The sequence below is a fragment of the Paenibacillus sp. PastM-3 genome (genome assembly GCF_029893965.1).
Lineage (GTDB): Bacteria > Bacillota > Bacilli > Paenibacillales > Paenibacillaceae > Paenibacillus_AQ.
The window spans coordinates 1-22297 of record NZ_JARXXP010000042.1; the positions used below are offsets into that span (position 1 = coordinate 1).

32 protein-coding genes, 1 tRNA gene and 1 pseudogene are annotated in these 22297 nt (G+C 51.3%); 4 read left to right on the forward strand and 30 right to left on the reverse strand.

The window, feature by feature from the left end; genetic code table 11:
• Positions 1-336: 336 nt before the first annotated feature.
• The 3 genes from M2108_RS29320 to aroA form a co-directional block, all read right to left on the reverse strand.
• Entirely contained in the window at positions 337-1005 is a 669-nt protein-coding gene (locus M2108_RS29320; RefSeq protein ID WP_277472989.1) for a PDDEXK family nuclease, read from the reverse strand.
• A 129-nt stretch (positions 1006-1134) separates the two neighbouring features.
• Positions 1135-1569 (reverse strand): CoA-binding protein, encoded by a 435-nt coding sequence (locus M2108_RS29325; protein ID WP_068723572.1) that lies wholly within the window; start codon positions 1567-1569, stop codon positions 1135-1137.
• Between the two features lie 140 nt (positions 1570-1709).
• Complete coding sequence (aroA, locus tag M2108_RS29330; protein WP_277472988.1) at positions 1710-3002, reverse strand: 3-phosphoshikimate 1-carboxyvinyltransferase; 1293 nt, start codon at positions 3000-3002, stop codon at positions 1710-1712.
• A gap of 113 nt (positions 3003-3115) precedes the next feature.
• Here aroA and M2108_RS29335 point away from each other — a divergent pair, with 113 nt between their 5' ends.
• Entirely contained in the window at positions 3116-3424 is a 309-nt protein-coding gene (locus tag M2108_RS29335) for a rhodanese-like domain-containing protein (protein WP_277472987.1), read from the forward strand.
• Between the two features lie 28 nt (positions 3425-3452).
• Here the strand turns inward: M2108_RS29335 and M2108_RS29340 are convergent, their stop codons facing one another.
• The 4 genes from M2108_RS29340 to M2108_RS29355 form a co-directional block, all read right to left on the reverse strand.
• Positions 3453-3998 carry a shikimate kinase gene (locus tag M2108_RS29340; RefSeq protein ID WP_277472986.1) on the reverse strand — a complete coding sequence of 182 codons (546 nt, stop codon included), beginning with the start codon at positions 3996-3998 and terminating at the stop codon, positions 3453-3455.
• 181 nt (positions 3999-4179) lie between these two features.
• Positions 4180-5592: an NADP-dependent phosphogluconate dehydrogenase gene (gene gndA, locus M2108_RS29345; RefSeq protein ID WP_277472985.1), complete on the reverse strand. Its 1413-nt coding sequence runs from the start codon at positions 5590-5592 to the stop codon at positions 4180-4182.
• 334 nt (positions 5593-5926) lie between these two features.
• A complete protein-coding gene (locus M2108_RS29350) occupies positions 5927-6523 on the reverse strand; it encodes a hypothetical protein (protein ID WP_277472984.1) in 597 nt (198 codons plus the stop codon).
• A gap of 305 nt (positions 6524-6828) precedes the next feature.
• Complete coding sequence (locus tag M2108_RS29355; RefSeq protein WP_277472983.1) at positions 6829-8115, reverse strand: MFS transporter; 1287 nt, start codon at positions 8113-8115, stop codon at positions 6829-6831.
• 92 nt (positions 8116-8207) lie between these two features.
• Between M2108_RS29355 and M2108_RS29360 the strand changes: the two genes are divergently transcribed.
• Positions 8208-9683, forward strand: a complete 1476-nt coding sequence (locus tag M2108_RS29360; protein ID WP_090718829.1) for an aminotransferase class I/II-fold pyridoxal phosphate-dependent enzyme — start codon at positions 8208-8210, stop codon at positions 9681-9683.
• Positions 9684-9791: 108 nt separating this feature from the next.
• On the opposite strand, the gene M2108_RS29365 is transcribed toward M2108_RS29360, so the two are convergent.
• Together M2108_RS29365 and M2108_RS29370 are read right to left on the reverse strand one after the other, a co-directional pair.
• Positions 9792-10115: a DUF1292 domain-containing protein gene (locus tag M2108_RS29365; RefSeq protein WP_039872519.1), complete on the reverse strand. Its 324-nt coding sequence runs from the start codon at positions 10113-10115 to the stop codon at positions 9792-9794.
• A gap of 89 nt (positions 10116-10204) precedes the next feature.
• Positions 10205-10756, reverse strand: a complete 552-nt coding sequence (locus M2108_RS29370) for a copper amine oxidase (protein WP_277472982.1) — start codon at positions 10754-10756, stop codon at positions 10205-10207.
• A gap of 163 nt (positions 10757-10919) precedes the next feature.
• Here M2108_RS29370 and M2108_RS29375 point away from each other — a divergent pair, with 163 nt between their 5' ends.
• Positions 10920-11657, forward strand: coding sequence for an MBL fold metallo-hydrolase (locus M2108_RS29375; RefSeq protein WP_277472981.1), 738 nt, complete (start codon positions 10920-10922; stop codon positions 11655-11657).
• 3 nt (positions 11658-11660) lie between these two features.
• On the opposite strand, the gene M2108_RS29380 is transcribed toward M2108_RS29375, so the two are convergent.
• From M2108_RS29380 to M2108_RS29425, 11 genes and pseudogenes are all read right to left on the reverse strand, one after another.
• A complete protein-coding gene (locus tag M2108_RS29380) occupies positions 11661-12473 on the reverse strand; it encodes a GerAB/ArcD/ProY family transporter (RefSeq protein WP_277472980.1) in 813 nt (270 codons plus the stop codon).
• Positions 12470-12766, reverse strand: coding sequence for a GerAB/ArcD/ProY family transporter (locus M2108_RS29385; RefSeq protein WP_277472979.1), 297 nt, complete (start codon positions 12764-12766; stop codon positions 12470-12472). The genes M2108_RS29380 and M2108_RS29385 overlap by 4 nt, the downstream gene beginning before the upstream one ends.
• Before the next feature lie 22 nt (positions 12767-12788).
• Positions 12789-12986 carry a hypothetical protein gene (locus tag M2108_RS29390; protein WP_277472978.1) on the reverse strand — a complete coding sequence of 66 codons (198 nt, stop codon included), beginning with the start codon at positions 12984-12986 and terminating at the stop codon, positions 12789-12791.
• A gap of 14 nt (positions 12987-13000) precedes the next feature.
• Entirely contained in the window at positions 13001-13153 is a 153-nt protein-coding gene (locus M2108_RS31730) for a Ger(x)C family spore germination C-terminal domain-containing protein (RefSeq protein WP_481856965.1), read from the reverse strand.
• Position 13154: 1 nt separating this feature from the next.
• Positions 13155-14117, reverse strand: a pseudogene (locus M2108_RS29395) (Ger(x)C family spore germination protein); the annotation flags it as partial.
• 32 nt (positions 14118-14149) lie between these two features.
• Positions 14150-15703, reverse strand: coding sequence for a spore germination protein (locus tag M2108_RS29400; RefSeq protein ID WP_277472976.1), 1554 nt, complete (start codon positions 15701-15703; stop codon positions 14150-14152).
• A gap of 192 nt (positions 15704-15895) precedes the next feature.
• Entirely contained in the window at positions 15896-16132 is a 237-nt protein-coding gene (locus M2108_RS29405) for a DUF3892 domain-containing protein (protein ID WP_277472975.1), read from the reverse strand.
• 87 nt (positions 16133-16219) lie between these two features.
• A complete protein-coding gene (locus M2108_RS29410; RefSeq protein ID WP_277472974.1) occupies positions 16220-16663 on the reverse strand; it encodes a GNAT family N-acetyltransferase in 444 nt (147 codons plus the stop codon).
• 111 nt (positions 16664-16774) lie between these two features.
• A complete protein-coding gene (locus tag M2108_RS29415; RefSeq protein ID WP_277472973.1) occupies positions 16775-16990 on the reverse strand; it encodes a hypothetical protein in 216 nt (71 codons plus the stop codon).
• A 263-nt stretch (positions 16991-17253) separates the two neighbouring features.
• Positions 17254-17700: an NUDIX hydrolase gene (locus M2108_RS29420; RefSeq protein ID WP_277472972.1), complete on the reverse strand. Its 447-nt coding sequence runs from the start codon at positions 17698-17700 to the stop codon at positions 17254-17256.
• Between the two features lie 138 nt (positions 17701-17838).
• Entirely contained in the window at positions 17839-18357 is a 519-nt protein-coding gene (locus M2108_RS29425) for a cupin domain-containing protein (RefSeq protein WP_346780635.1), read from the reverse strand.
• Between the two features lie 81 nt (positions 18358-18438).
• Between M2108_RS29425 and M2108_RS29430 the strand changes: the two genes are divergently transcribed.
• A tRNA-Val gene (locus tag M2108_RS29430) sits at positions 18439-18510 on the forward strand.
• 140 nt (positions 18511-18650) lie between these two features.
• Here the strand turns inward: M2108_RS29430 and M2108_RS29435 are convergent.
• The 10 genes from M2108_RS29435 to M2108_RS29480 form a co-directional block, all read right to left on the reverse strand.
• Complete coding sequence (locus tag M2108_RS29435; protein WP_277472970.1) at positions 18651-18842, reverse strand: helix-turn-helix domain-containing protein; 192 nt, start codon at positions 18840-18842, stop codon at positions 18651-18653.
• Positions 18839-19288: an ArpU family phage packaging/lysis transcriptional regulator gene (locus M2108_RS29440; protein WP_277472990.1), complete on the reverse strand. Its 450-nt coding sequence runs from the start codon at positions 19286-19288 to the stop codon at positions 18839-18841. Before M2108_RS29440 ends, M2108_RS29435 begins: the two co-directional genes overlap by 4 nt.
• A 66-nt stretch (positions 19289-19354) precedes the next feature.
• On the reverse strand, positions 19355-19786 hold the full coding sequence (locus M2108_RS29445; RefSeq protein ID WP_277472969.1) for a hypothetical protein: 432 nt from the start codon (positions 19784-19786) through the stop codon (positions 19355-19357).
• Between the two features lie 56 nt (positions 19787-19842).
• Positions 19843-20022, reverse strand: a complete 180-nt coding sequence (locus tag M2108_RS29450; protein ID WP_277472968.1) for a hypothetical protein — start codon at positions 20020-20022, stop codon at positions 19843-19845.
• Positions 20019-20174 (reverse strand): hypothetical protein, encoded by a 156-nt coding sequence (locus M2108_RS29455; protein WP_277472967.1) that lies wholly within the window; start codon positions 20172-20174, stop codon positions 20019-20021. The genes M2108_RS29450 and M2108_RS29455 overlap by 4 nt, the downstream gene beginning before the upstream one ends.
• The gene (locus M2108_RS29460; RefSeq protein ID WP_277472966.1) at positions 20164-20613 is read right to left on the reverse strand and encodes a hypothetical protein; all 450 of its coding nucleotides are present in this window, start codon (positions 20611-20613) and stop codon (positions 20164-20166) included. The genes M2108_RS29455 and M2108_RS29460 overlap by 11 nt, the downstream gene beginning before the upstream one ends.
• A complete protein-coding gene (locus M2108_RS29465; RefSeq protein WP_277472965.1) occupies positions 20607-21065 on the reverse strand; it encodes an ASCH domain-containing protein in 459 nt (152 codons plus the stop codon). The genes M2108_RS29460 and M2108_RS29465 overlap by 7 nt, the downstream gene beginning before the upstream one ends.
• The gene (locus M2108_RS29470; protein ID WP_277472964.1) at positions 21062-21334 is read right to left on the reverse strand and encodes a hypothetical protein; all 273 of its coding nucleotides are present in this window, start codon (positions 21332-21334) and stop codon (positions 21062-21064) included. The genes M2108_RS29465 and M2108_RS29470 overlap by 4 nt, the downstream gene beginning before the upstream one ends.
• Positions 21331-21735 carry a hypothetical protein gene (locus M2108_RS29475; protein ID WP_277472963.1) on the reverse strand — a complete coding sequence of 135 codons (405 nt, stop codon included), beginning with the start codon at positions 21733-21735 and terminating at the stop codon, positions 21331-21333. The genes M2108_RS29470 and M2108_RS29475 overlap by 4 nt, the downstream gene beginning before the upstream one ends.
• Positions 21725-22267, reverse strand: coding sequence for a hypothetical protein (locus M2108_RS29480; protein WP_277472962.1), 543 nt, complete (start codon positions 22265-22267; stop codon positions 21725-21727). The genes M2108_RS29475 and M2108_RS29480 overlap by 11 nt, the downstream gene beginning before the upstream one ends.
• Between the last annotated feature and the right edge of the window lie 30 nt (positions 22268-22297).

Sequence of the window (22297 nt, forward strand, 5' to 3'; positions counted from 1 at the left end):
AGCCACCAGCCACCAGCCACCAGCCACCAGCCACCAGCCACCAGCCACCAGCCACCAGCCACCAGCCACCAGCCACCAGCCACCAGCCACCAGCCTGAATAAGTGTACTTTCTACATCTAAAAATACTACTTTAACCCAAAAATTAATTTTAATTGCAGTTTGTGCAACTATCCCTCGCGTTTTTTGGCTTTATCAGCAATTTCGCGGATTTTAGTTGCACAGAATGCAGTTATTTCCATAAAATGCACCAAAATAGCTATTTTAGATGTACGGAATGCAGTTATTCGACGGAGCCCCTGTACGTTAGTGACATAAGGCACTTACCAGCAACTACATTACCACAATTGGCCGGGCTGTAGACTCTTCACCTCGTAGTACCGCACCCGTTTGCTGGAACACACTGGCTTTAATAGCCCCTTTTCACTCAAAGAGATCAGCAGCTTCTGCGCCGTACGGAAATTAACCTTAAAATGGTTCACAACATCTTTCGGACGCACCGGTCTGGCAAGGCGCCAGGCTAAACGCAGCACCTCTTTTTCTGCGGACAGCAGGTCGGCAGCACTGGCGGTTCTTGTTAAATACTGCGCCAGCACCAGCTGCAGCAGCATTCTGCATACTTCAGGACGCTGCTGGATGTCATCGAACGAAAAGTGCAGTATCCGCCAGCCCATACCGGTGAGGAAGTTGTCACGGTTTAGCGCATAGCTGAACTTTTCCCTGTCCATGTCCTTAATATGACTCTGGAATCCGTCACATTCAATTCCGATCTGCGGGCCGATAGACGGTAAAAAAGCAAAGTCCAGAAACTGGGACTTGCGGTTCCAGTCATAGATCTCGTACTCCGGATGCAAATGCTCCAGCGATTCAAACAGCGGCCACCACACATTCTGTACGAACATCTTCTCAGCAAAGTTATGTCCCCGCAAAAGCCTGCCTCTGCGCTCACCGCTCCGCTCAGCTGAATGACGGCCCATCCACAATCCGTGCGTTTCTTCAAAATCCATACCTATTTCCCTCCCGGCAAATAAAAAAGAACGCCCACAGCCCGGAAGTAACCTAACGGGTAATGGACGTTCTTCGTCAAAAGCCAGTATAACAATGTGCTCAGCCGGTTTCCAGCTTAAATTAGCCGATTAGCCCCGGCTGCGCCCGTGCATCGTGATTGCTTCCTCGACTTTGATGCAGCGGTCCATGATTGCGGTCATGCCATGTTCAGCAGCAATATCTGCTGCCTCCTGGCTGATAATGCCCTGCTGCAGCCACAGCACCTTGGCGCCGATGTCAGCAGCTTCCTGTGCCACTTCAGCGCAATATTCGCTGCGGCGGAACACGTTGACAATATCAACCGGCTCCGGAATTTCAGCCAGGGTGTGGTAGCATTTCTCGCCGAGAATGTCTCCGTCCACGGTAGGATTCACCGGGATGATCCGGTACCCCCGGCTTTGCATGGCGTAAGCGACCATGTATGAAGTACGGTCGGATTTGTCTGACAGGCCGACAACAGCGATATTGCCAGCTGATGCAAGAATATCTCCAATCTGTTCACGGCTTGGATTCTCAAAACTCATCGAAGTATTCCTCCCTCTAAGAATATCACAAAGAATCAGCAGCTTTCTGAGTCATAAGACACATGTGAGGGATGTAGCATCAGCAACCAAGAACAGTATCCGCCACATCCTGCATATCGTGCCAAGTTATCTACCCTATCCTACTTTACCCATTCCACATCGGCCCCAAGCTCACGCAGGTGATCAAAATACTGCGGATACGACTTGGCGACATGGTGGGCGTCCTTGATCAGCAGCGGCTGGCGTGCGCGCAGGCCGACTACGGTTAACGCCATAATGACGCGGTGGTCATAATGAGCGTTGATGGTTACGCCGCCTTCTACACCTTCCGGCATACCGTGCACGATGATCTCATCGCGCCGCTCCTCGACCCTGGCGCCTGCGCGTGTCAGCTCAGCCAGGTAATCGGTAATGCGGTCGCATTCCTTATACCGCAGATTCTCTACATTATAGAAGCGCGAGGTTCCTTCCGCGAATACGGCTGCTGCCACCATCGCCAGCACAGCATCAGTTGCTGCATCACCGTCAAATTCTACAGCCTTCAGGATTCCGTTGCCCTTGACATGAACAGTACCGTTCTCATGGGTCAGCGGCACTTCCATCATCTTCAGCACATCAACAACAGCCCGCTCCCCCTGCTTGCTTCTCTCAGCCAGCCGGTGGATCTTCACATCAGACTTCGTGACAGCCGCTGCCGCGAGCACAGCGGCCGATCCCGGATAATCGCCCTGTACAGTGTAGGACTTGGCGGCATACGCCTGGCGGCCCGGCACCTTAAAGGACATGTAGTCATCTGCAGCATGTACAACGATCCCCGCCTGTTCCAGCACCTCAAGGGTCTGGCCAACAACGACCTTGGATTTCAGGTCATCCAGCACGATAATTTCACTGTCCTCCTCAAGCAGCGGTGTCAGGAATAACAGTGCGCTGAGATACTGGGAGCTGACTGCACCGGATACAGTAATCCGTCCGCCGGACGGCTTGCCCCCACGGATGGTAATTGGCAGTCTGCCGTTATTATGCTCAACTTCAACGCCCAGCTGGCCCAGTGCCTTGATCAGATCATCATGCGGACGCTTGCCCAGGGAATCGGGATAAGTATTAACAAAAGTAACCTCGGGGCTAAGCGCAGCCACAGCCATCAGAAAGCGCAGTACCGCTCCGGCATTGCCCACGTTCAGCTCCTTCACATCACGCGGGTTCTTGCCGAAGCCCTGTACTACGATTTTTTCATCGTCTTCCGTCAGGACAGCACCCAGATCAGCGATACATCTGCGGATGGCATCACTGTCTTCACTGTGGGCAGGATGATAGATGGTGCTGACTCCTTCAGACAGCGCCGCAACCAGCAGGTAGCGGGTTGTATAATTTTTGGAGGACAATGCTCCAATTTCTCCTTGCAGGGTCGGTGTTGGCCTAACAATAACATCCATTATTTAAACGCTCCTTATTCATAGTATTAGGGATATGTAGTGCTCGGTTTGACACTATAGTCCAAAGCTATGGTATCATATCAATATTCTGCAGATAGAAAGGGGTCTTAACCATGAACGATATTCCACAAGTTACACCAGATGAGCTGCGCCAGCGTCTTGCGGCAGGTGAGGACCTGCTTCTGATTGATGTCCGTGAGGATGACGAGGTTGCAACCGGAATGATTCCGGGCGCCAAGCATATTCCAATGGGACAAATTCCGCAGCACAGCGGAGAGCTTCCGGCTGATACCGGCATTATCTTCATCTGCCGTTCCGGTGCACGCAGCCAGCGTGTCTGCGAGTATCTGCAGCAATTCGGTATTCAAGCCTCCAACCTGAGCGGCGGAATGCTGGAATGGAACGAAACGCAGGAGGCGTAAACAGCCAATTGCAAATACACTTAAAAGCTCAACCGCGGTAATGCATTAAAATATGCTGCGACACTTCTGCCGCACTCAGCTCCGATGTATCGACCGTGCAATGCGCGAACCGGTAGGCCTCACGCCGCTGCTCCATAATGGCGCGGACTCTATCCTGCGCGTTGCCGGCGAGCAGCGGACGGTTCGCATCTCCGCTCACACGGGCAATAACAACCTCTTCAGTGGCTGTCAGTGCTACAACAAGCCCTTTCGCAAGCATCATCTCAGCGTTCCCCGGTGCAAGCACCGCGCCGCCTCCAGTTGAAATAATTCTGCGTTCTCCCTCAAGCATCCGCTGCAGGGCAGCCGACTCCGCCTTCCGGAAATACGCCTCACCGTCTGCGGCAAAGATATCCGCAATACTCCGGCCTTCATTTTCAATGATGACTTGATCCAGATCAACCAGCTCGTACTCCAGCTCTTCGGCCAGCATTCTACCTACGGTTGACTTTCCTGTGCCCATCATCCCGACCAGAATGATATTTCTCCCCGGTTCAGGCTTATATGAACACTGTTGTTCTCTATCCCCCGACATAACTACCCTCCACCCGCGACATTTGTCATATCATAACACACGCCCAAAAGATTGCACAATCCACTTCCCTCTGCTTCCTGCCCGAGTGATGTTATATCCGTATCCGCCATGTAAAAAAAGCCCGAAGGCTTCCCGTAACCGGGAAACCATTCGGACTTCTTCTTGCAACAGGGTTGCAGAACTATTCGTTAATCCAGTTGTGGTGGAAGACGCCTTCCTTATCCACACGTTTGAAGGTGTGGGCACCGAAGTAGTCGCGCTGTGCCTGAAGCAGGTTCGCAGGCAGACGCTCAGTACGGTAGCTGTCATAGTAGGCAAGCGCACTGGAGAAGCCAGGTACAGGTACGCCTTGTGCTACAGCAGCGGATACCACTTTACGCCAAGCAGCCTGGTAAGAGCTCATGATGTCCTTGAAGAACGGATCAAGCAGCAGGTTCTTCAGATCCGGATTGGTTTCGTAGGCATCGGTGATGTTCTGCAGGAAGCGGGAGCGGATAATGCAGCCGCCGCGCCAGATTTTGGCCAGGCTGCCGTATTTCAGATCCCAGCCATATTCGTCGGAAGCTACACGAAGCTGTGCGAAGCCTTGCGCGTAGGATACGATTTTGCTGGCAAACAGCGCTCTGCGCACATTCTCGATGAATTCTGCCTTGTCGCCCTGGAATGGCTCTACTTCCGGTCCGCTCAGCACTTTGCTGGCTTCCACGCGCTCTTCCTTCATGGCAGACAGGAAGCGGGAGAATACGGACTCAGTGATCATGGACAGCGGCACACCCAGGTCGAGCGAGCTCTGGCTTGTCCATTTACCTGTTCCCTTTTGGCCGGCGGAATCGAGGATCACGTCAACCATCGGCTTGCCGGTCTCTTCATCATACTGGGCGAAGATATCTGTAGTGATCTCGATCAGGTAGCTGTCCAGCTCACCGCTGTTCCACTCCTTAAAAATGCTGTGCAGCTCCTTGGCATCCAGGCCAAGTACGTCTTTCAGAAGCTGGTAGGCTTCGCAGATCAGCTGCATGTCGCCGTACTCGATACCGTTGTGCACCATTTTGACATAGTGTCCGGCACCGTCCGGTCCAATATATGTACAGCAGGGCTCTCCGTCCACTTTGGCGGAAATTGCCGTAAGAATCGGTTCAACCAGCTTATAGGCGCTTTCCTGTCCGCCCGGCATGATGGAAGGACCTTTGAGCGCACCCTCTTCACCGCCGGACACACCGGTGCCGATGAAGCGGAAGCCTTTGTCTTCAAGCTCTTTACTGCGGCGAACAGTATCAGGGAAGTATGCGTTACCTCCGTCGATAATGATATCGCCCTGGTCCAGATACGGCAGAAGCTGCTCAATGGTAGCGTCCGTTGCTTTACCGGCCTGTACCATGATCAGAATTTTGCGCGGTACTTCAAGGGATTGTACAAACTCTTCAACAGAGAAGGTACCTACCAAGTTTTTGCCTTCAGCTTCGGCGATCAGATCATTGGTCTTCTCCGGGGAACGGTTATATACCGATACGGAAAAGCCTCTGCTCTCGATGTTAAGAGCCAAATTTTTACCCATTACCGCCAAGCCAATAACGCCGATTTGTTGTTTTGCCATCTGGTTCTCCACCCTTTGCACCCTATATTTTTGTGAAATCCATTTCTCGCAGTATCAGAATACCACCCTTTGTCAGATACAGCAAAGCTCCGCCTGCGAAAGAGAGATCAATTTCATTGACAAAGCGCTTCAATATCAGGAAATTGCTCACGTTGACTATTTTAACGTTTTTGCAGCCAGAAGTGAACCCCTGTCTACAAGTTGAACAGCACATGAGGAATTGACAGCTTCACACCTGTAACCATGCAGCTTCGGCCTTAAATGTCCCGGATCCTGTATCACAGATATCCGCACACAGATTAAGAGCACCCCGCCTGCGGGATGCCCTGATCGTTTACCATTCGAGCCTATTCAGTTCACGGGACAAACCGGCCAGCTTCACCCTGCATGCCTCCATCAGCGCAGTGTCCCCGCTCTGCAGCGCTTCATTCAGCCGGTCAAGCTCCTCGTCCACTTCCACCCTGCGCTGCCGGATACGCTCCTCGCCCTCCACTGAATAAAACAGCTTTGTCAGCTCCTGGTCGGTAAGCAGCGGACCCTTTTGGTATAGAACGCGCTGCTGGTACCCGGAGATTTCCACCAGCCGTATCACTTCGCCAAACATAATGTTCTCAATAATGATCTGCCGGTCGCGGAACCGTTTGACTACCGCATGCCCCCGCATATCGCCGATAAGCTTCTCCATCCATTCGGACAGCCGCGCATCACGGATCATATAATCCCCGACTAGCTTGTAGCCGTCCTTTATCTGCTGAAAACGCAGCTTAACCAGCTTGCGGCCGGTACGCACCGAGATCAGAAATACAGTTTCATTCTCACTCCAGTACAGGGAATAGCCTTCCTTGATCAAATCCTTGATCAGGTTCTGGATATCCTGCCTGTCAAAGCGCAGCTCCAGGTTGCAGTACTCCACTTCGTCATTTTTGTTCACGGCACTCCCCCCTAACAGCTTTGTTGAAGCAGTTTCATCTGTATACACAGAGTAAAATCAACGTCCGGACCTCCATCTGAAAGCCATTCATTTTTTCGTTCTTCTTACTGATATTTTATACTTCATTTTATGTAGCGGTAACTTGGTTTATTGACTATTTTTACCCGTTTTCCGGCATTCCCAAACGGACACTGTTTTTTCTGTAGCAGCAAACGCAATCAGGCCCTGTTCATCCGGAATATACTGTGTCCAGATAAACAAGGCCTCTTCAATAAATAGTGGCTGTCGTCAAAATTCACACCGGATCAGCCAGCGCTCTGCTTAAGTCTGGTCCGGCGGACGATCAGCAGATGCAGCCCTGCCAGCAGCACCATTACAACGGCGCTTGCCAGGAACGGGGCGCTGTGGCTGACAGAATCCCACAGCCTGCCGGACAGCACGGGGCCGGCAACCATCCCCGAGCCCTGAAGGGTCAGGAACAGGCCCCATACGGTGCCGCGTTCCCCGGCCGGCACCTGCTTGGCCACAAAGGCATTCCAGGCCGGCAGAATCAGCGCATAGCTGATGCCGACAAGCGCCACTGCGACAAAAGCCAGCGGCAGCCAGCGCACCTGTGAGAAAAAGGCCAGTGAACCGGCCGCAAGCAGAAAGCCGATGTTCAGGAACACCGTCGTTCCGATCCGGTCGACCAGCTTGCCGGCCGGAATGAGCGTAAGCACCGTTATGCCGCCCCCGGCAATCAGCAGCAGGCTGAACTGGTTCGGGGTCACATGCAATTCACTGCGGGCGAACAGCGTCACCACAGGCGTCATCAGGCCGATCGCAAAAGCCTGCAGGAACAGCGCCGGGAACAGCAGCCGGCTGACCTTCAGCGAGGTTCTGACCTGCAGCATCGTACGCTTCAGGCTCTTCAGCGGCTGGAATGGCCGCCGGCCTGCTGCTCCGGCTTCACCGTCCATGCTGCGCACCACACGCGGCGCATGGCCGGCAATTCTCGATGGCAGCAGCAGCGCGACCGCGGCAACAGCGGCAGCACAGCCCATAAGGACAAGGAACACGGTCCGGTAGCTCTGTCCCCCGTGATCCATCATGAAATTGACGACGATGGGCCCGATGCCCGTTCCCGCCAGTGAAGCCATCTCGACCGCACCCATGGCCGCACCGCTGCTGCCGCTCTCGGTGGAGCCGGCAAGCTCGGTTATGCCGGTCATGGTACACGGCCAGAGCGGGGAAGTGCCGATGCCGAGAATCAGGCAGGCAACCGAGAGTGCTGCCGCATTGTTGGCATAGATAATCATGCCGACGGCAAGGACAATCAGCAGCAGCGATCCTGTCATCGTCCAGCGGTATCCGATCCGCTCCATGACCCAGCCGAACGGGCTGCGGAACAGATTATCCCCCAAATACTGCAGCGCGAAGGAAAAGCCGACCACCGTAACCGACAGGCCGAGAATATTCTCCATGTACACCGGGAGCAGGGCAACGAGCAGGGACCCTTTTACAAACTCGACCAGAAAAATGATCACCCACATTTCCAGAATAAACGGCGATGCCAGATTAATATGCACACGGCCTGCAGCTTTGCCAGTCATTTTATCACATCCTAGTATTATGGTGATTGATTTGTTATACTGGTGCTTGCCTTAAAAAAATAAATCTTGGCGAAAGGTTGTGACAGCATTAAATGAATCAACACGATACTCCCCTCTTCACCGCTCTTAAAAAGCATGCCGCCGGAAACCCTGTACAATTCCATATTCCCGGGCATAAGAAGGGGCAAGGAACGGATGCCGAATTCCGTGAGTTTATCGGCGATAACGCGCTATCCATAGATTTGATCAACATCGCACCGCTTGATGATCTTCATCAGCCTACGGGCGTGATCCTAGAAGCTCAGAAGCTGGCTGCGCAGGCTTTCGGCGCCGACTACACGTATTTTAGCGTACAAGGCACGAGCAATGCCATCATGACTATGATCCTCTCTGTCTGCTCGGAAGGAGACAAAATAATCGTGCCGCGCAATATTCACAAGTCCGTGATGTCGGCCATTATTTTCTCCGGAGCCAAGCCGGTCTTTATCTCACCTGTTCAGGATGAGAATCTTGGGATAGACCACGGTATAACCACCAGCTCGCTGGAAAAGGCATTAAAGCGTCATCCTGACGCCAAAGGCGTTCTGGTCATCAATCCCACCTACTTCGGCGTAGTTGCCGACCTGCGTTCGATTGTGGACCTGGCTCACAGCTACGGAGTACCTGTACTGGTGGACGAGGCGCATGGAGTATTGATTCATTTTCATGAAGATCTGCCGGTATCGGCCATGCAGGCCGGTGCGGATATGGCAGCAACCAGCGTTCACAAGCTGGGCGGCTCCATGACGCAGAGCTCGGTACTGAATCTCAATGCGAAGACCGGCCTGGTCAATCCGCAGCGGGTTCAGACGATCATCAGCATGCTGACAACAACGTCCACTTCCTATATCCTTCTGGCGTCCCTGGACACCTCCAGACGCAATCTGGCCCTTAACGGCCATGAGATGGCAGAGCGGACGATCGCGCTGTCCAATTACGCGCGGGAAGCCATTAATAATATCGACGGCTTGTACAGCTTCGGCAAGGAGATTCTCGGGACAGAAGCTACCTTTAATCTCGATCCGACCAAGCTGAACATTCATGTCCGTCACCTTGGCATTACCGGCTACGAGACTGAGAACTGGCTCCGTCAGAAGTACAACATCGAAGTTGAACTTAGCGACATGTATAATATTCTTTGCCTGATTACCCCCGGAGATACCCGGGAAACTGTAGATAAGCTGATTTCCGCGCTGCGTGTGCTTTCCGCCGTACACTACAGCAAGGGCGAAATTTACGAGCTGAAGGTACAGGTGCCGGAAATCCCGCAGCTTGCGCTGATTCCGCGCGACGCTTTCTATGCAGATACGCAGCTGGTTCCGTTCCGCGAATCGGCCGGCTACATCATCGCTGAATTCATTTACGTCTATCCGCCGGGAATTCCAATTTTGCTGCCTGGTGAAGTTATTACCCAGGACAACATTGATTATATCATCGATCACGTCGAAATCGGCCTCCCGGTAAAAGGACCGGAAGACCGCAGCATCAACTTCGTCAAAGTTATTGTAGAAGCTGACCCGATCTCCTGACGGGCAGCTCCCCGGGCAAACAAAACCCCGATACTGGTCCAGTATCGGGGTTTTGTGCATGGAGCGCTGCTGCCTGTCCGGCAGGTATGCCCTCAGCTGCACTGAAATCTATTCTTGCTGGGCAAGCAGCTCGTTGTAAGCTTCTTCAACAGCTTTCCATTCAGCTTCATCTTCAATGTTGTAAAGAACCATTTCTTCGTTCTCTTCTTCCATACGCAGAATGATACCGTCTGCTTCAGGGTTTTCGCGTTCCAGCAGCAGCGCGTACAACTTCTCGCCTACGTCGAACGTTTCCACCAGTACCATTTCTACATCTTCGCCCTGCTCGTTCGTCAAGGTCAGCACAAACTCCTCGTGCTCATGGTCGTGATCATGTCCGCAACCGCATGCTTCACCATGTTCATGGCCATGCTCATGTTTGTGATCGCTCATTGAAATACCTCACTTTAATTGAATTAGCCTGCTAGGGTATCGTAACACGTATAGCAAGTTCAGGTCAATTTGCGTATGGCCCAAGAACCTTAATTCAGCGCCGTAATTACCTTCTCTGACACAAGAACATAATCGGAGCCTTTGGAAGCCTTGATGTAGAAGCCCACACGGTACTTTCCGGAATCCTTGAAGTCATAGGTGAACTCAGAAGTCGGGAACCAGAAATCCTCCTTCTTTGAGCCGCTGAGCTCCTGGGACTGAATATCTTTCACGTTGCCCGAAGGGTCAGTAATCGCCACCTTTACAGCCGCGATATCATCAGTCAGGCTGTCTACCTGGGTCAGCACCTTGATCTTGAGCTTGCCCACGTTGACATTGCCAAATACCTTATCACCGTTGAACAATACGATCTGCACATTCGGCTTGAGGATCGTCACCTTGCCTGAGCCGTCCCAGCTGACGACACCTCCGGCCTCCCTGGCGGGAATATAAGCCTTCCCGTCAATCAGATAGCCCCCGTCGGCCATCTCCTTTCCATTGCTCCATACTCTAATCTTTTGATTTACAGAATCCGCAAACAATAATGAGCCTCCCATCAGGGAAAACACAGCCCCGCATAGAGCAATTTTTTTCCATCTCATCCTTGAGACCCTCCAAATAATTCATGCTGTTAATATATACTACATATACAGCTACAAGTTGCGGAGGAAACAGGTAATAATTTCATTATCCCGGTTAAAATAATACTATATTTAGATAATGCCATTTCCCCCGGCAGCCATAAAATCATTGGAGGAACTCTGCATGACTGTACAGCTGCAAATGCTCGGCACCGGCGATGCCCATGCTAAAAACTACTATAATAATAACGGGCTGCTGCTCAGCCCGGGTTATAACCTGATAATCGACTGCGGAACAACGGCACCGCTGGCGCTGGAGGCGTCCGGACGTTCAATCCGTGAGATCGATGCCGTATTGATTACCCATACCCATAGTGATCATGCCGGCGGTCTTCCTGAACTCGCCAGGCTCACGCATGCTGGCTCCGGCCGGAAAATGACTCTGCTCGCAGCCGGGCCGTTAATAGAGCCTCTCCGTGAGAGCTACCGGAAAAGCCTCACCGGGAAGTCCGGTTCTCCCCGCTCACTGGATGAAGCGTTTGAAGTAACGCAGCTGGAGCCCGCCACACCCTATGCCCTTTCGGCCGAGGTAAAGCTGGAATTGATAAGAACACCGCATATCCGCGGAAAAGCCAGCTACTCGCTGCTGCTGAACGGAGATATTTTTTACAGTGCCGATATGATCTTTCAGCCCGAATTACTCCTGAAGCTCGTCCGCAGGCAGGGTGTCCGCAAAATCTTTCATGAATGCCAGCTAACAGGTCCGGGCACAATCCATACAGCCCTTGATGAATTATTGACATTGCCTCAGGACGTACGCAGTTTGATCAGCCTGATGCACTACAGCGACCAGAAGCCTGAGTTCGAGGGGAAAACGGCGGAGATGACCTTTATGGAGCAGCATGTGGTTTACCCGTTGTAAGCACTAACGGCCTTTCGGTTTCAGCAGAGCTGCATTCTTCCCCCGGATCTTCAGCACCACCCAGTACACTCCCGGAATCAGCTGCATACAGATGGCATAGGCTGGCCAGTATACCGTCATGAAGTGAAGCAGCTCAGCTGTATTGTTGGCAAAATGGACGGAATATCCCACCACGATTGCCGACACCGAAAAAGCAAGCGGCTTATAGTCATGCAGCGAAAGCAGCCGGGCCAGACTGATTACGGCAGCATAGATTAATAGGCTTATTTTTAGAATCACTGCAGGGATATAGAGGATGGTCAGAAACGGGTCCAGCGTCTCGATGAAATCGGCAATGCGCATGCTTCTTACATATTCCATTACCGGATAGGACATTTTACCGCCCAGCTCCGGTCCGAAGGCAAGCAGGCTTGGAACCAGATACGACATGATCAGGATCATAGAAAAGACCAGCCCCCACACCACCATCCGGCTGATTTTCAACTGCTGCTTCAGATGAGGAAAGATAAACAATACCACAAATGCATCGCCGAACCAGGGTGTCGCCTGCAGTATTCCTGCCGCTGTGCGGTTCAACTCAAAATTCGTCAGAAATGCCCGCAGCATCGGAATCTGCAGCTCAATGCCAAGCAGAAGCGGTGTAAGTACTATAAGAAGAAACAGGTTTACAAAAAAAATCACTTCCGCGATTCTCGCGATCGCCTGAATCCCGGCACGTACAGTCAGGGCAACAGCTGTTCCCAATATTATGGCAATAACAGCCTGAGGCGTTGTCGGCAAATGGTTGACCAACAGAAAGTCTTCGATATTCCTCATACTATGGACGCCCGGTGGAGCAGGTATCCGGTCAGGAGCAGTATCAGCGGGATATGAACCCATTTACCGACAATATATTTGCCGAACACTGCAAAATACTCCCGGTCATTCTTCCGCGCAACAGCTGTACTAATCAGGATTATGATAAGTCCCATAACACCCCCGAGCAGCACGGACAACACTGCGTTATAGGAAGCCGTTTTGATAATCGGGGAAATCAGAAAGGCGGCATTCTCTGAATAAAGGTAAATCGTCAGCAGCATTACGAACTGCCAGGCGGATACATGCTTCACACAAGACTCTCCTTAACACCTTTTATTTTCCCAGGACGGCTTCGATAATCAGGTTGGGATTCAGCACTTCGGGCAGAAGGGCTGAGGCCAGGTTATAGACCAGGGCAAGCAGCATTATTCCATATACTATGATATAGGTGCGCAGCTTTCTTTTTTTAACTTTAAGGTACACGCCTTCAAACAGGAAGATCAGCAGAAAAAGCAATACAATTGCAGCCACACCCATCCCTCCGGCTAATTTTTCTGAGCGCCCAGCAGACGAATTACAGCTTTAGTCTCTATATCCAGTCTGGCCCGCTCCCTGTATACGCTGCTCCAATCCTCCTTTACCTTCTTCCATTCTGCCGGGTAGTTCCAGGCAATATGCGCGCCAAGCTGAAAAAGCATCGCTGCCTGCTTCGAGGGAAGCTTCAAAAGCCTGGCGGATTCTCGATTCTATTTCATTGCCCAGAATCTTCTCGAGCTCCCGCAGCGTATCCGGATCGGACATTGCCAATGAGGAATCGGAGGAATCGATAATGCTCTCGACACTGAGCTTCAGCGTATACAGAAATTTGCCGTCCTGAAGCTTTAGGCTCAACCTTGACTTGGCCCCGGTCACTAACAAGCTGACCATTTCCCTGTCTGACGGTGAAGGAAAGGTTATGATCGCATCCTTGATATTGCCCCGCAGCCACATAGCCCCTCTAGTCTTATGTACATCCATAGTGCCGGTCATACGGTTATCCTGGAACAGAGCAGAACCGAGTACCCTGATCTGATTGCCCTGTGTCTTGTCAAGATTAGGGCTTAGATAAGCAAGTATCATACCTCTCCCGTATTCACGGGCAATCATGAAATGCTTCACACTGCCGACCACAATTTTTTTGCGGGCAACCAGCTCACGGAAAATTTCACTCGGGAATTTTTCAATCTGGGTAGGAAACATTGAAATCTCCTCAGCCCTTCCTTTAGCCACAAGGATGTAGGTTTTAAGCGGAATCGAAGACTTGCGGTTCACGAAATCCAATAGCGGCTCCAGTCCGGTTCGGGCATAACCCTCTCCCAAGACAATGATTTTTACCTGTCCCCAAAAAATTTCACGCGAGATATTGGTCTGGATATTACGGTAAGCATCTGAAATATTCCGCCCTTCTCCTTTTACGGTAGCATAGGGCATTGACGAGCTTTGCGACTCCCCGCCTGTCCCGGAAGCAATCTGATTCGGCTTGGCATAGCCCATTGTAAGCTGTACCTTGCCCTCCTCCAGCTCATCTATGAACATAGCCACTACCAGCAGCCGGTCATTAATCTCGATTCTTGACCAGCAGCCGGTTAGCACAAGTGACTGCATAACGATGAGCAGGAGCATCGGAAGTATTCTTTTGTATACCGGAAAGCCGCTCAATCCTGTTCATCCCCATTGTCATATAATTGGCTCTTCAACCTTCTTGTCGGGTCAATTCCGTAAATGGAAGGACGGTTCTTCATAAGCTTCCACGGCGCACGGATAATGGTATCCTTAATATCCTTCCATTTTAACGGTGCAACCGGAGCCAGATACGGCACCCCGAAGGAGGATAATACAACCAGGTGGAGCAGAACCAAGTACATCCCGATCGACAATCCAAGCAGACCGAAGCTCCCCGAGAGGATCATGATCGGAAAGCGGATCAGCCGCAGCGTCAGACCCAGACTGTAGCTGGGTACAATAAAGGACGAAATCCCTGTCAGCGAAACGATAATAACCATCGGCGAGGAGACGATTCCTGCGCGGACTGCCGCCTCCCCGATCACAAGCGTCCCCAGAATGGAGACCGCCTGCCCGATTGCCGAAGGGATCCGGATGCTGGCTTCCCTTAGCCCCTCAAAGACAATCTCCATTATGAACGCTTCAAAAAGTGCCGGGAACGGAACCGGCTCGCGCGCCGCAGCAATACTGAACAGCAGGCTGGCCGGGATCATTTCCGGATGATAGGTGGTCAGCGCAATATAAAAGGACGGGGCCAGCAGGGAAACAAATATGAACATTGCTCTGATCCAGCGGATCCAGGTGGACGCATAGGAACGCTGGTAATAGTCTTCAGGCGATTGAAAAAAAACAGGAAAGGTAACCGGTGCAATCAGCGCCATCGGTGTTCCGTCGGTCAGGATAAGGATCCGTCCTTCCAGCAGGGCAGCAGCAGCCGTATCCGGCCGTTCTGTGTTCTGAATCTGCGGGAACGGGGAGAACGGGTGATCCTCAATGAATTCCTCCAGATAGCTGCTCTCCAGCACACCGTCAATTTCGATTTTGGACAGCCGGTGCTGAACCTCCTCTACAAGCTCCGGCCTGCAGATCCCCTCCATATAAATGACAATCACTTCCGTACGGGTATGCTTCCCGATATAGCTGCTCTTAATCTTAAGCTCCGGGCTCCTGATCCGGCGGCGCACCATCGTAACATTGGTGCGGACCTCCTCTACAAAAGCTTCACGGGAGCCGCGGATCACTACCTCATTCTGCGCTTCCGTTATACTGCGCTTCTCAAATTTGGCGTAGGGATAACAGATTATGCGCGGTTCACCGGCTATAATCAGGACCGCTGCACCTTCCAGTACATATTGCAGCGCCTCCCCGCACTGCTCGGTAACATTGCAGGAGGTAATCAGCAGACGGCCGAAATCAACAGCCTGTCCCTTAGCTGGACTATCCGTTCCGCCTTCTCCTATAATCGGGTTGATCAAATCCTCCTGCAGCAGCTCCAGATCAACAATCCCGCCCAGAAATACCAGGGCGTACTGCTGTCCGCCAGTCCCCGAGAAGGTCCTGAACACTGCATCGACACAGTTGTCCAGGCGCTGCTGGAACCAGCCAAGCCGCTGCTCAAGCGAAGTCCCCGGTTCGGACCGGTCAGCCTGGGCTGTTGCCGGGGACCTGCCGGTGGTCGATTTAGATTTACGGAATAAAGAGAACATCTGCAGCCTCCCCCCGGCAGTTTTATAACCACATTATCCTCCATTTCCCATTGAACTATACGACAAACACCCCATCAAAGTGAGGCTTTAACTTCGGTGATTACTCAGGCACTTAGGAGGAACCTCAAAATAAAAAAGACCGGACACACGCTTGTTAGCGCGCATGTCCAGTCTTCATATCCTTTGAGGTCTTTAAAATTGCGGCAGCTGATCCAGATTATTCGAAGGATCCCCGTCCGCATCACCGCGGATATACATTTCGCCGTCTTTCCCTTTGAACACGTTCACTCCGGCAATACTCCCGGCCTGAACCTCCTGCAGCGCCTGCTGATAATCGAGTACACGTCCAGAGGAAGTCTGAAACTTCAGCAGATCGCCGTCACCATTTCTCTGCGCCGCTACAAAACGTTCGCGTTCATTGTTGATCACTGCGGATTCTCTCCTTCGCGTTTGGATTCGCCCTATGGCACACAGGTAGATTTCCCTCCGCTGCTAAGAAGTATGTATCTTCAGCGTCTAGAGCTTCTTCTGCATTCTGACATGCAGAATGCCAGCATCATAGAACGGCTCGTCCGAGATGACCTCGTATCCCTGCTTGGCATAGAAATTTTCAGCCTGGCACTGCGCGTCCAGCACCGAGAACACAAGGCCCAGCTCCCTGGCTCGCTCTTCTAGCGCCATCAGCAGGACACGGCCGTACCCCTTGCTGCGGTACTCCTTATGCACAGCGATCCGCTGCAGCTTGGCAGAGCCCGCTTTATAGTAAATCAATCTGCCGGCGGCTACCGGAACGCCGTCTTCCACAACCAGCAGATGATGCACCTGGTCGCCGATTACATCGTATTCATCGATTTCCTCTTCCGCCGGAACCTGCTGCTCCTCCACGAATACTTTTTTGCGGATGTCCAGCCCCATCTGAAGCTGTTCCTCCGTAGTTACATGTACGATTTCCGCTGCCATATTCTCTGCCTCTCCTCTCTATGTCTAACGACAGTTGAATTATTATACAGAATTTTTGAATATCTGTATAGGGAAACTGCTGTCCGCCAAAAGGCCGGTTTATACGCAGGTTCACTCAGCAGAGTACACTTCAGCAGGAATGGAACGGTCATACACATCCCGTAATACCGGCGACACCGTTCGATCCATGGGATCCAGGTTGCCGCCCAGTTCTGTCATACTGTGTATCGGGGCGGTCTTCGATGCCTGATAAGCAGCCGTACAACCGGTAAGGACCAGCAGCAGAGCTGCACAGAGGCCTGTAATGCTCTTCCTGTATGTGCTCATATCATTCTCTCCTCCTAATCAGAACTGCTGTTTCCAGCTTTGACGTTTAGGCAGGATATTAAACGGTCTGGCCTTATGCCAACGGCTCCCTGCATTCAAGACCAGACCCTGCTGTTTGAGCGGATTGATCTGCAGCAGATCGAGGAAGAGACAGAGCGGCTTCAAGCGCAAATTAGCGGGGCAGGTTAGAAGTGTAAAAGAAACTTTCGGGTATAGCCCTGATCCCCCTACGTATGCCGTCCGGGGCACGTTCGGTCGAACCTTCAATCGGCTCCCGTCCTGCCCGTCTCCATCTCCAGCAAAAATCGTTTCACTTCAGCCACAAGCGCAGGAACGATATGCGGGTATGTCACTTCTTCCGGAATATCCGTGAAGCTTTTAATTTCAGCCATTTCATATTGAGGGATCTGCCCGAATCTTTGGACATCCGCCAGATAGAGCTTGCCGAAGCTCTCGGGCACTCCCTGAATAGCTACCGAATACACACAGACCGGAGTCAAGGAGAACTCCTCCGCACCGGTCTCTTCATACAGCTCCCTCCCTGCAGCAGCATCCGCCGGTTCATTTGGCTCAATATGCCCACCGGCGAACTCCCACGTAGTCCGTTCACGGTGCCTGGCCATGATCCACTGTCCATTCTGCCTTGCCGCAATCACTACATATTTCAGCAAGGCTTCCTCTAAACCTGTTTTATGTATCGTAACTTTCACCGATAACCCACCTTTATCATCTTAATGGTCTTAAACGGCTTCCATTATATATCAGCCGGTTTTTAGCTGTCTCGCTCTTTTCTCATACGAAGATGCATTGGGTTCCGGCAACATCCGCCGTCTGGTGCTTACAGGACTTTAAGTGTCCTTTCGCTTTAGTTCAGCCAGCCGTTCCCATTGCTCCCGGGTCTTGTCCTCCCCTTTGTAATAATCCACCCGGTCTGCCGACTGGTACAGCTCTTCATAGGGTAAAATATTGATTTTACCCGAATCGGGGTATTCCGCTACATCCAATCCGTTATTGGTACGCAAATCAAAATACCTGCAAGGAATCCCCGTATGATTATACAGCTGGTGCGCTCCTTCCGGTCCGGTCTCAAAAAACACAATATCCCCTGCACTCAGCTCCTGGATTCCCTCCGGTGTTCTGAGCATGGCCTTCCCCTCTATCATTACAAAGATCTCCTCCGCATTTCTATGAAAATGATATGGATAGGAGTACTTTCCGGGATCGAGTGAGCGAATGTCAAAAATCAGATGCTTGGAACCCGCCACGCTAGCCAGCCTCTCACTGGTATGCCAGGCAAACTCCGGTATGGGAGACTGTTTTGGAGTAAAATCAGTGTTGTTCACATTAAAAATAATTGCCATCAGCATTCATTCCTTTTCTTTAAATTTACATTCAGAAAATAATTGTTGCCATCAGTTAACATCCTGTGTTATTATAAATTTCGTTGCAGGACGGTAGCTCAGCGGGAGAGCACTATCTTGACAGGGTAGGGGTCATGGGTTCGAACCCCATCCGTCCTATACGTGAGAAGCCTTATTTTATAAGGCTTCTTTTCTTTTACCCGGGAATCATTTATCGTCCAAAAATAAAATTGGTGCCCATTTGGTGCCCTTTACTTTGGTAAAGTTAAAGCTGGTGCCATCTTCGGCACCAGCTTTGTTCATCCTTCCAGCCATTTCAGAAATACTTCCTTTGATATTTTTATCATTCTTCCGACCCGAACCACATGGAATTGACCTGAATTTAGCAACTCATATGTCTGCCGTTCACCTATACCCAGTATCTCTTGTACATCTTTTGCTGTGAGAACTGAAGGATAATCTGCTTTTGATTTATATTCAGTTGGATTCATAGTTTATTCCTCTCTTTCTCCACTGCGATATCCAAGGCAAGGGCGATTTGGTAAAATGCGTTCCTGCGGAACTTCTCGTATTTCTTCTGACTGATTGGCGGGTTGAATTTGTGATTATAAACCACGTAATCAAATACATAGTCCTCTTTCATGTACCGTTCATCTATTAATAAACGCTCTGACGGATGTAGTCTTTTTACCACTCTTTCAATACGTTCACAGTATAATTGCCTTTCACGCTTCTTATCAATGTTATATGCTGCTATGTCCCCTGTCTGGTCGCTAGTTGTACCGGTATATCCCCCTGGAGAATCAGACCATGAAGCTGTAGTGCTTGCCTCCCGATCTTCGAAGGTCGTTGTTTTATAGATGCGGTATTTCTTAAACGCCGCCTCCACCGCGGCCTGTGTTTTCTTTCTATCCAGTTCCGGCAGTTCAAACGACATCTGTGCCACTGTATCACCTCAGTTAAGTAAGAAATCCCCCGGCCGAAGCCGGGGAGTGTGCATTGTTTAAAGCGGCAGATCGTCCGCATCATCAGGCATTGGCGGGCCGTTCTGATCGTCCAGATCTCCCGGATAATCATCCCCGTCCTGGTCATCATTCAGGTCCTCGCCGTCTTCCTCAGCATCACCTGAGTCCTGTTCATCCCCGTCTCCTGCCGCAACTGCAGCCTCTTCGAGTGTCATTTGTCCAGCATCAACATGAGCAGTTCCATCTGGATCAATCTTGCCTGAAACGCCCTTGCGCGGTTCCTCACGATCGTAATCGTCCAGATCAGCCTGCGAGCTGCTGAAGCTCACGAAGGCCACGCCCGTTTTCTTGATGTTGCGGAGAATGGACACCTGCTCATCCGTGATGTTGCCATCAATTGTCAATGTAATTACGTCCTCTTTAGCACCGAATTTGATATCTTTGATCTTAGTAGTCACGTTAGTTTTCATAATATTAATTTCCCCTCTCGGAATATAATTTGGAATAATTCCTGTTGCCTTTCCTGTTACCGGGTTGCCCCGCCCTTTTTGATGTACTTATTGTTAAAACCAAGCTGCGGCGCCGTAATAGTCTGATCCTGGTACTTGCGGGGAGCCGGCGGCTTGTCAGCACCGATAGCCTTGCAATGAACTGCGATCTGCTTCGGCGTCCAGTGAGTGCTCTCGACATGCTTATAGTCCGTCATCCCCAGATCACCACCGCGGCCAGCGCGATCAGAGCTGCTAAGGATATGGATGCCATATGCATCAGGCGCTGCCGGTTAATCTTGGAGTCATCCTCAGCAGCAAAGACCAGCGCCAGGAAAGCTATGATAGCGAAAACTATCTTAATCCACATCTGGTTTATCCCCTTTCTTGTTCGCCAGGGCTGCTTGAGCAAGCGACACAGCGTTTCTCCATGCACCCTCATAACCAATCCCTGTGCAATTTGCGATTTTCTCCAGTGCCTCCCGTTGCCGGGCTATGGTCTGCTGTGCCTCCGTCAGTTTGGAATCGAGAAACTTGATCGTGTCGTCCTTTACAGCGAGGGTCTGCTGTGCCTCTGCCAGTCCACCTCTGAGCCTCTCACATTCTGCAAAATAAGCATCAGAGTTGCTTTCGTGTACCGACGATGTGATCTTCGTTTGATGTAGTTGTCTCTCTGCCTCTTCAAGAGCAGCCAGGAGCTCAAGCCCCATTACTGATGCCTCATATGCAAGAGAGGAAGCTTTTTCTAAACTTCTTTTGTTGGATTCAAACTTTCTCCTAATCTCTTCTTTCCGTTCTGGTGTCAGCATTCCGTTCCCCCTTCCCAGTTCCAGAGACTGAGCTGACCCTTAGCCGGCATCGGCTGCGGCAGCTGCTTAATGTCTGCCAGTTCCCAGGCATATCGTCCGTCGTTATACCAGCCGAATGCTTCTTCCTTCTTTCCGATAGGGTCCTCTCGCATTGTGTTACCGCCGTCCTTCTCAAGGATGACATCCCCGCGGACACAACGACTAACTTCCCAGCACTCCTCAAGCTTCGCGACGGCTACAACTGCCCCTGTTGGAAGGTTGTCAGCAGTGTAACCGTGCCGGCCCAGCGCCTCCTTAATTTTCGGAATCTTGCAGGCTTCCCGATCTACCTGCTTGCCGGCATGGATCGCCAGCTCACCTCGATGCTTCGTCTGCCAGCCCCGGGTTTCAAAATGTTTCTCGCCGAGCGCTATCAGCGCTGCCCAAGGCTGCTTTATGGTTATAGCCTTCATGGCTGGACCTCTGCAAATTGGATGCGAATATCGTCTATGCTCCACAAGTATGCAGGCTTACCTGTTTGCTCAATGATCTCCTGGACACTCTTAATCCCTTGAGCTGTGAAAGTCTGCAAACTATCATCCAGCTTCACGCATTTCACTGATTCGTCTTTTGCGTCCACATTCCCATCGCTTGCCATCCTACGAGCTGCATCCTCACTTTCAGCGATGACCAAATCTTTGATGTACTTATTCCAGACGATGGCGTACATATTTAGCTTCATGCTTCTCCCACCTTTCCTGCATCCTCAATGGCCGAAACCCAAAATGTGATGTCCATCGCCAGCTGCTGATTGTCGGTAGCCTCTGCGTAGGCCATCAGTGCGGCCCGCGCTGCCGGGTCCTTGGCTGGCTTGAGCACAAAATATTGCCCCTCTGCTTCCTGGCCGGTCTCGCGGTTGATGATCTGGTATTTGTTATAAAGGCCTTCTTTGCGCCTAGCACTTCCGTGTACGCCCAAATTCTCGAATTGCTCTTCCCATGATCCAGCATCGAAATCAATAGATTTCCGATGATCATTTAGGACAACAAGGCTACCGTCAGTGATAAGCAGCGCCTGCTCATAAATCTTACCGTTAGTAAACCCGTCGTTCGATTCACCTGTATATCTCACATCAATAACCATTAGTTATGCCTCCCCCTTCAATTTTCACGATGCAATCTGGCAGTGCTCCGTATAGCAACCTCCCGCCTATTCTTGAGATTCGCACCCATATTGGATCGCCAGCATCGCGATGTCGTGTTAATAGCTTCATTGCTCCGCACCAATCAACCTGGTGGGGCTCATATCTCCAGACTGCAAAGTTATACGATGACCATAAATCTCTACTGGCTACACGCAAGTTATCGTCGCGATAACTCAATTTTCCTTTAGGATTTAATCTCAGATGATATTCCATTGGGCTTAATACGTCTGGCGGAATAATCACCTGTACATCGACATGTTCATAGCCGGTCCTCATATTTGGATGGGATTGCACCCATGGTAGGTTATTAATCTCGATCTGCAGGGCCAGCTCTGATTTGAGCTTTTCATATTCATCCCAGCCTAACGCCTGCCGGCTCTCAGCGATTCTCTCCTGGAGGATCGTTGCTTCAAGAGATTTCCGAGCCTGAAGCGCCTCCTCGTTCAAAATATCGAACAGATCCAGCTGCATCTGCTTATCAGCTCCTTTATAGGGGGAGAG

Coding starts and splice junctions, on each gene's coding strand:
- M2108_RS29365 (WP_039872519.1), bottom strand. CDS start 10,115: ATGAGCGATCACAAACATGAGCATGGCCATGAACATGGTGAAGCATGC.
- M2108_RS29410 (WP_277472974.1), bottom strand. CDS start 16,663: ATGGCAGCGGAAATCGTACATGTAACTACGGAGGAACAGCTTCAGATG.
- M2108_RS29435 (WP_277472970.1), bottom strand. CDS start 18,842: ATGAATCCAACTGAATATAAATCAAAAGCAGATTATCCTTCAGTTCTC.
- gndA (WP_277472985.1), bottom strand. CDS start 5,592: ATGGCAAAACAACAAATCGGCGTTATTGGCTTGGCGGTAATGGGTAAA.
- M2108_RS29440 (WP_277472990.1), bottom strand. CDS start 19,288: ATGTCGTTTGAACTGCCGGAACTGGATAGAAAGAAAACACAGGCCGCG.
- M2108_RS29360 (WP_090718829.1), top strand. CDS start 8,208: ATGAATCAACACGATACTCCCCTCTTCACCGCTCTTAAAAAGCATGCC.
- M2108_RS29380 (WP_277472980.1), bottom strand. CDS start 12,473: ATGAGGAATATCGAAGACTTTCTGTTGGTCAACCATTTGCCGACAACG.
- M2108_RS29335 (WP_277472987.1), top strand. CDS start 3,116: ATGAACGATATTCCACAAGTTACACCAGATGAGCTGCGCCAGCGTCTT.
- M2108_RS29425 (WP_346780635.1), bottom strand. CDS start 18,357: ATGCTGATGGCAATTATTTTTAATGTGAACAACACTGATTTTACTCCA.
- M2108_RS29480 (WP_277472962.1), bottom strand. CDS start 22,267: ATGCAGCTGGATCTGTTCGATATTTTGAACGAGGAGGCGCTTCAGGCT.
- M2108_RS29445 (WP_277472969.1), bottom strand. CDS start 19,786: ATGAAAACTAACGTGACTACTAAGATCAAAGATATCAAATTCGGTGCT.
- M2108_RS29355 (WP_277472983.1), bottom strand. CDS start 8,115: ATGACTGGCAAAGCTGCAGGCCGTGTGCATATTAATCTGGCATCGCCG.
- M2108_RS29450 (WP_277472968.1), bottom strand. CDS start 20,022: ATGACGGACTATAAGCATGTCGAGAGCACTCACTGGACGCCGAAGCAG.
- M2108_RS29415 (WP_277472973.1), bottom strand. CDS start 16,990: ATGAGCACATACAGGAAGAGCATTACAGGCCTCTGTGCAGCTCTGCTG.
- M2108_RS29475 (WP_277472963.1), bottom strand. CDS start 21,735: ATGGTTATTGATGTGAGATATACAGGTGAATCGAACGACGGGTTTACT.
- M2108_RS29455 (WP_277472967.1), bottom strand. CDS start 20,174: ATGTGGATTAAGATAGTTTTCGCTATCATAGCTTTCCTGGCGCTGGTC.
- M2108_RS31730 (WP_481856965.1), bottom strand. CDS start 13,153: ATGCTTTTTCAGCTTGGCGCGCATATTGCCTGGAACTACCCGGCAGAA.
- M2108_RS29340 (WP_277472986.1), bottom strand. CDS start 3,998: ATGTCGGGGGATAGAGAACAACAGTGTTCATATAAGCCTGAACCGGGG.
- M2108_RS29465 (WP_277472965.1), bottom strand. CDS start 21,065: ATGAAGGCTATAACCATAAAGCAGCCTTGGGCAGCGCTGATAGCGCTC.
- M2108_RS29370 (WP_277472982.1), bottom strand. CDS start 10,756: ATGAGATGGAAAAAAATTGCTCTATGCGGGGCTGTGTTTTCCCTGATG.
- M2108_RS29400 (WP_277472976.1), bottom strand. CDS start 15,703: ATGTTCTCTTTATTCCGTAAATCTAAATCGACCACCGGCAGGTCCCCG.
- M2108_RS29460 (WP_277472966.1), bottom strand. CDS start 20,613: ATGCTGACACCAGAACGGAAAGAAGAGATTAGGAGAAAGTTTGAATCC.
- M2108_RS29320 (WP_277472989.1), bottom strand. CDS start 1,005: ATGGATTTTGAAGAAACGCACGGATTGTGGATGGGCCGTCATTCAGCT.
- M2108_RS29375 (WP_277472981.1), top strand. CDS start 10,920: ATGACTGTACAGCTGCAAATGCTCGGCACCGGCGATGCCCATGCTAAA.
- aroA (WP_277472988.1), bottom strand. CDS start 3,002: ATGGATGTTATTGTTAGGCCAACACCGACCCTGCAAGGAGAAATTGGA.
- M2108_RS29470 (WP_277472964.1), bottom strand. CDS start 21,334: ATGAAGCTAAATATGTACGCCATCGTCTGGAATAAGTACATCAAAGAT.
- M2108_RS29325 (WP_068723572.1), bottom strand. CDS start 1,569: ATGAGTTTTGAGAATCCAAGCCGTGAACAGATTGGAGATATTCTTGCA.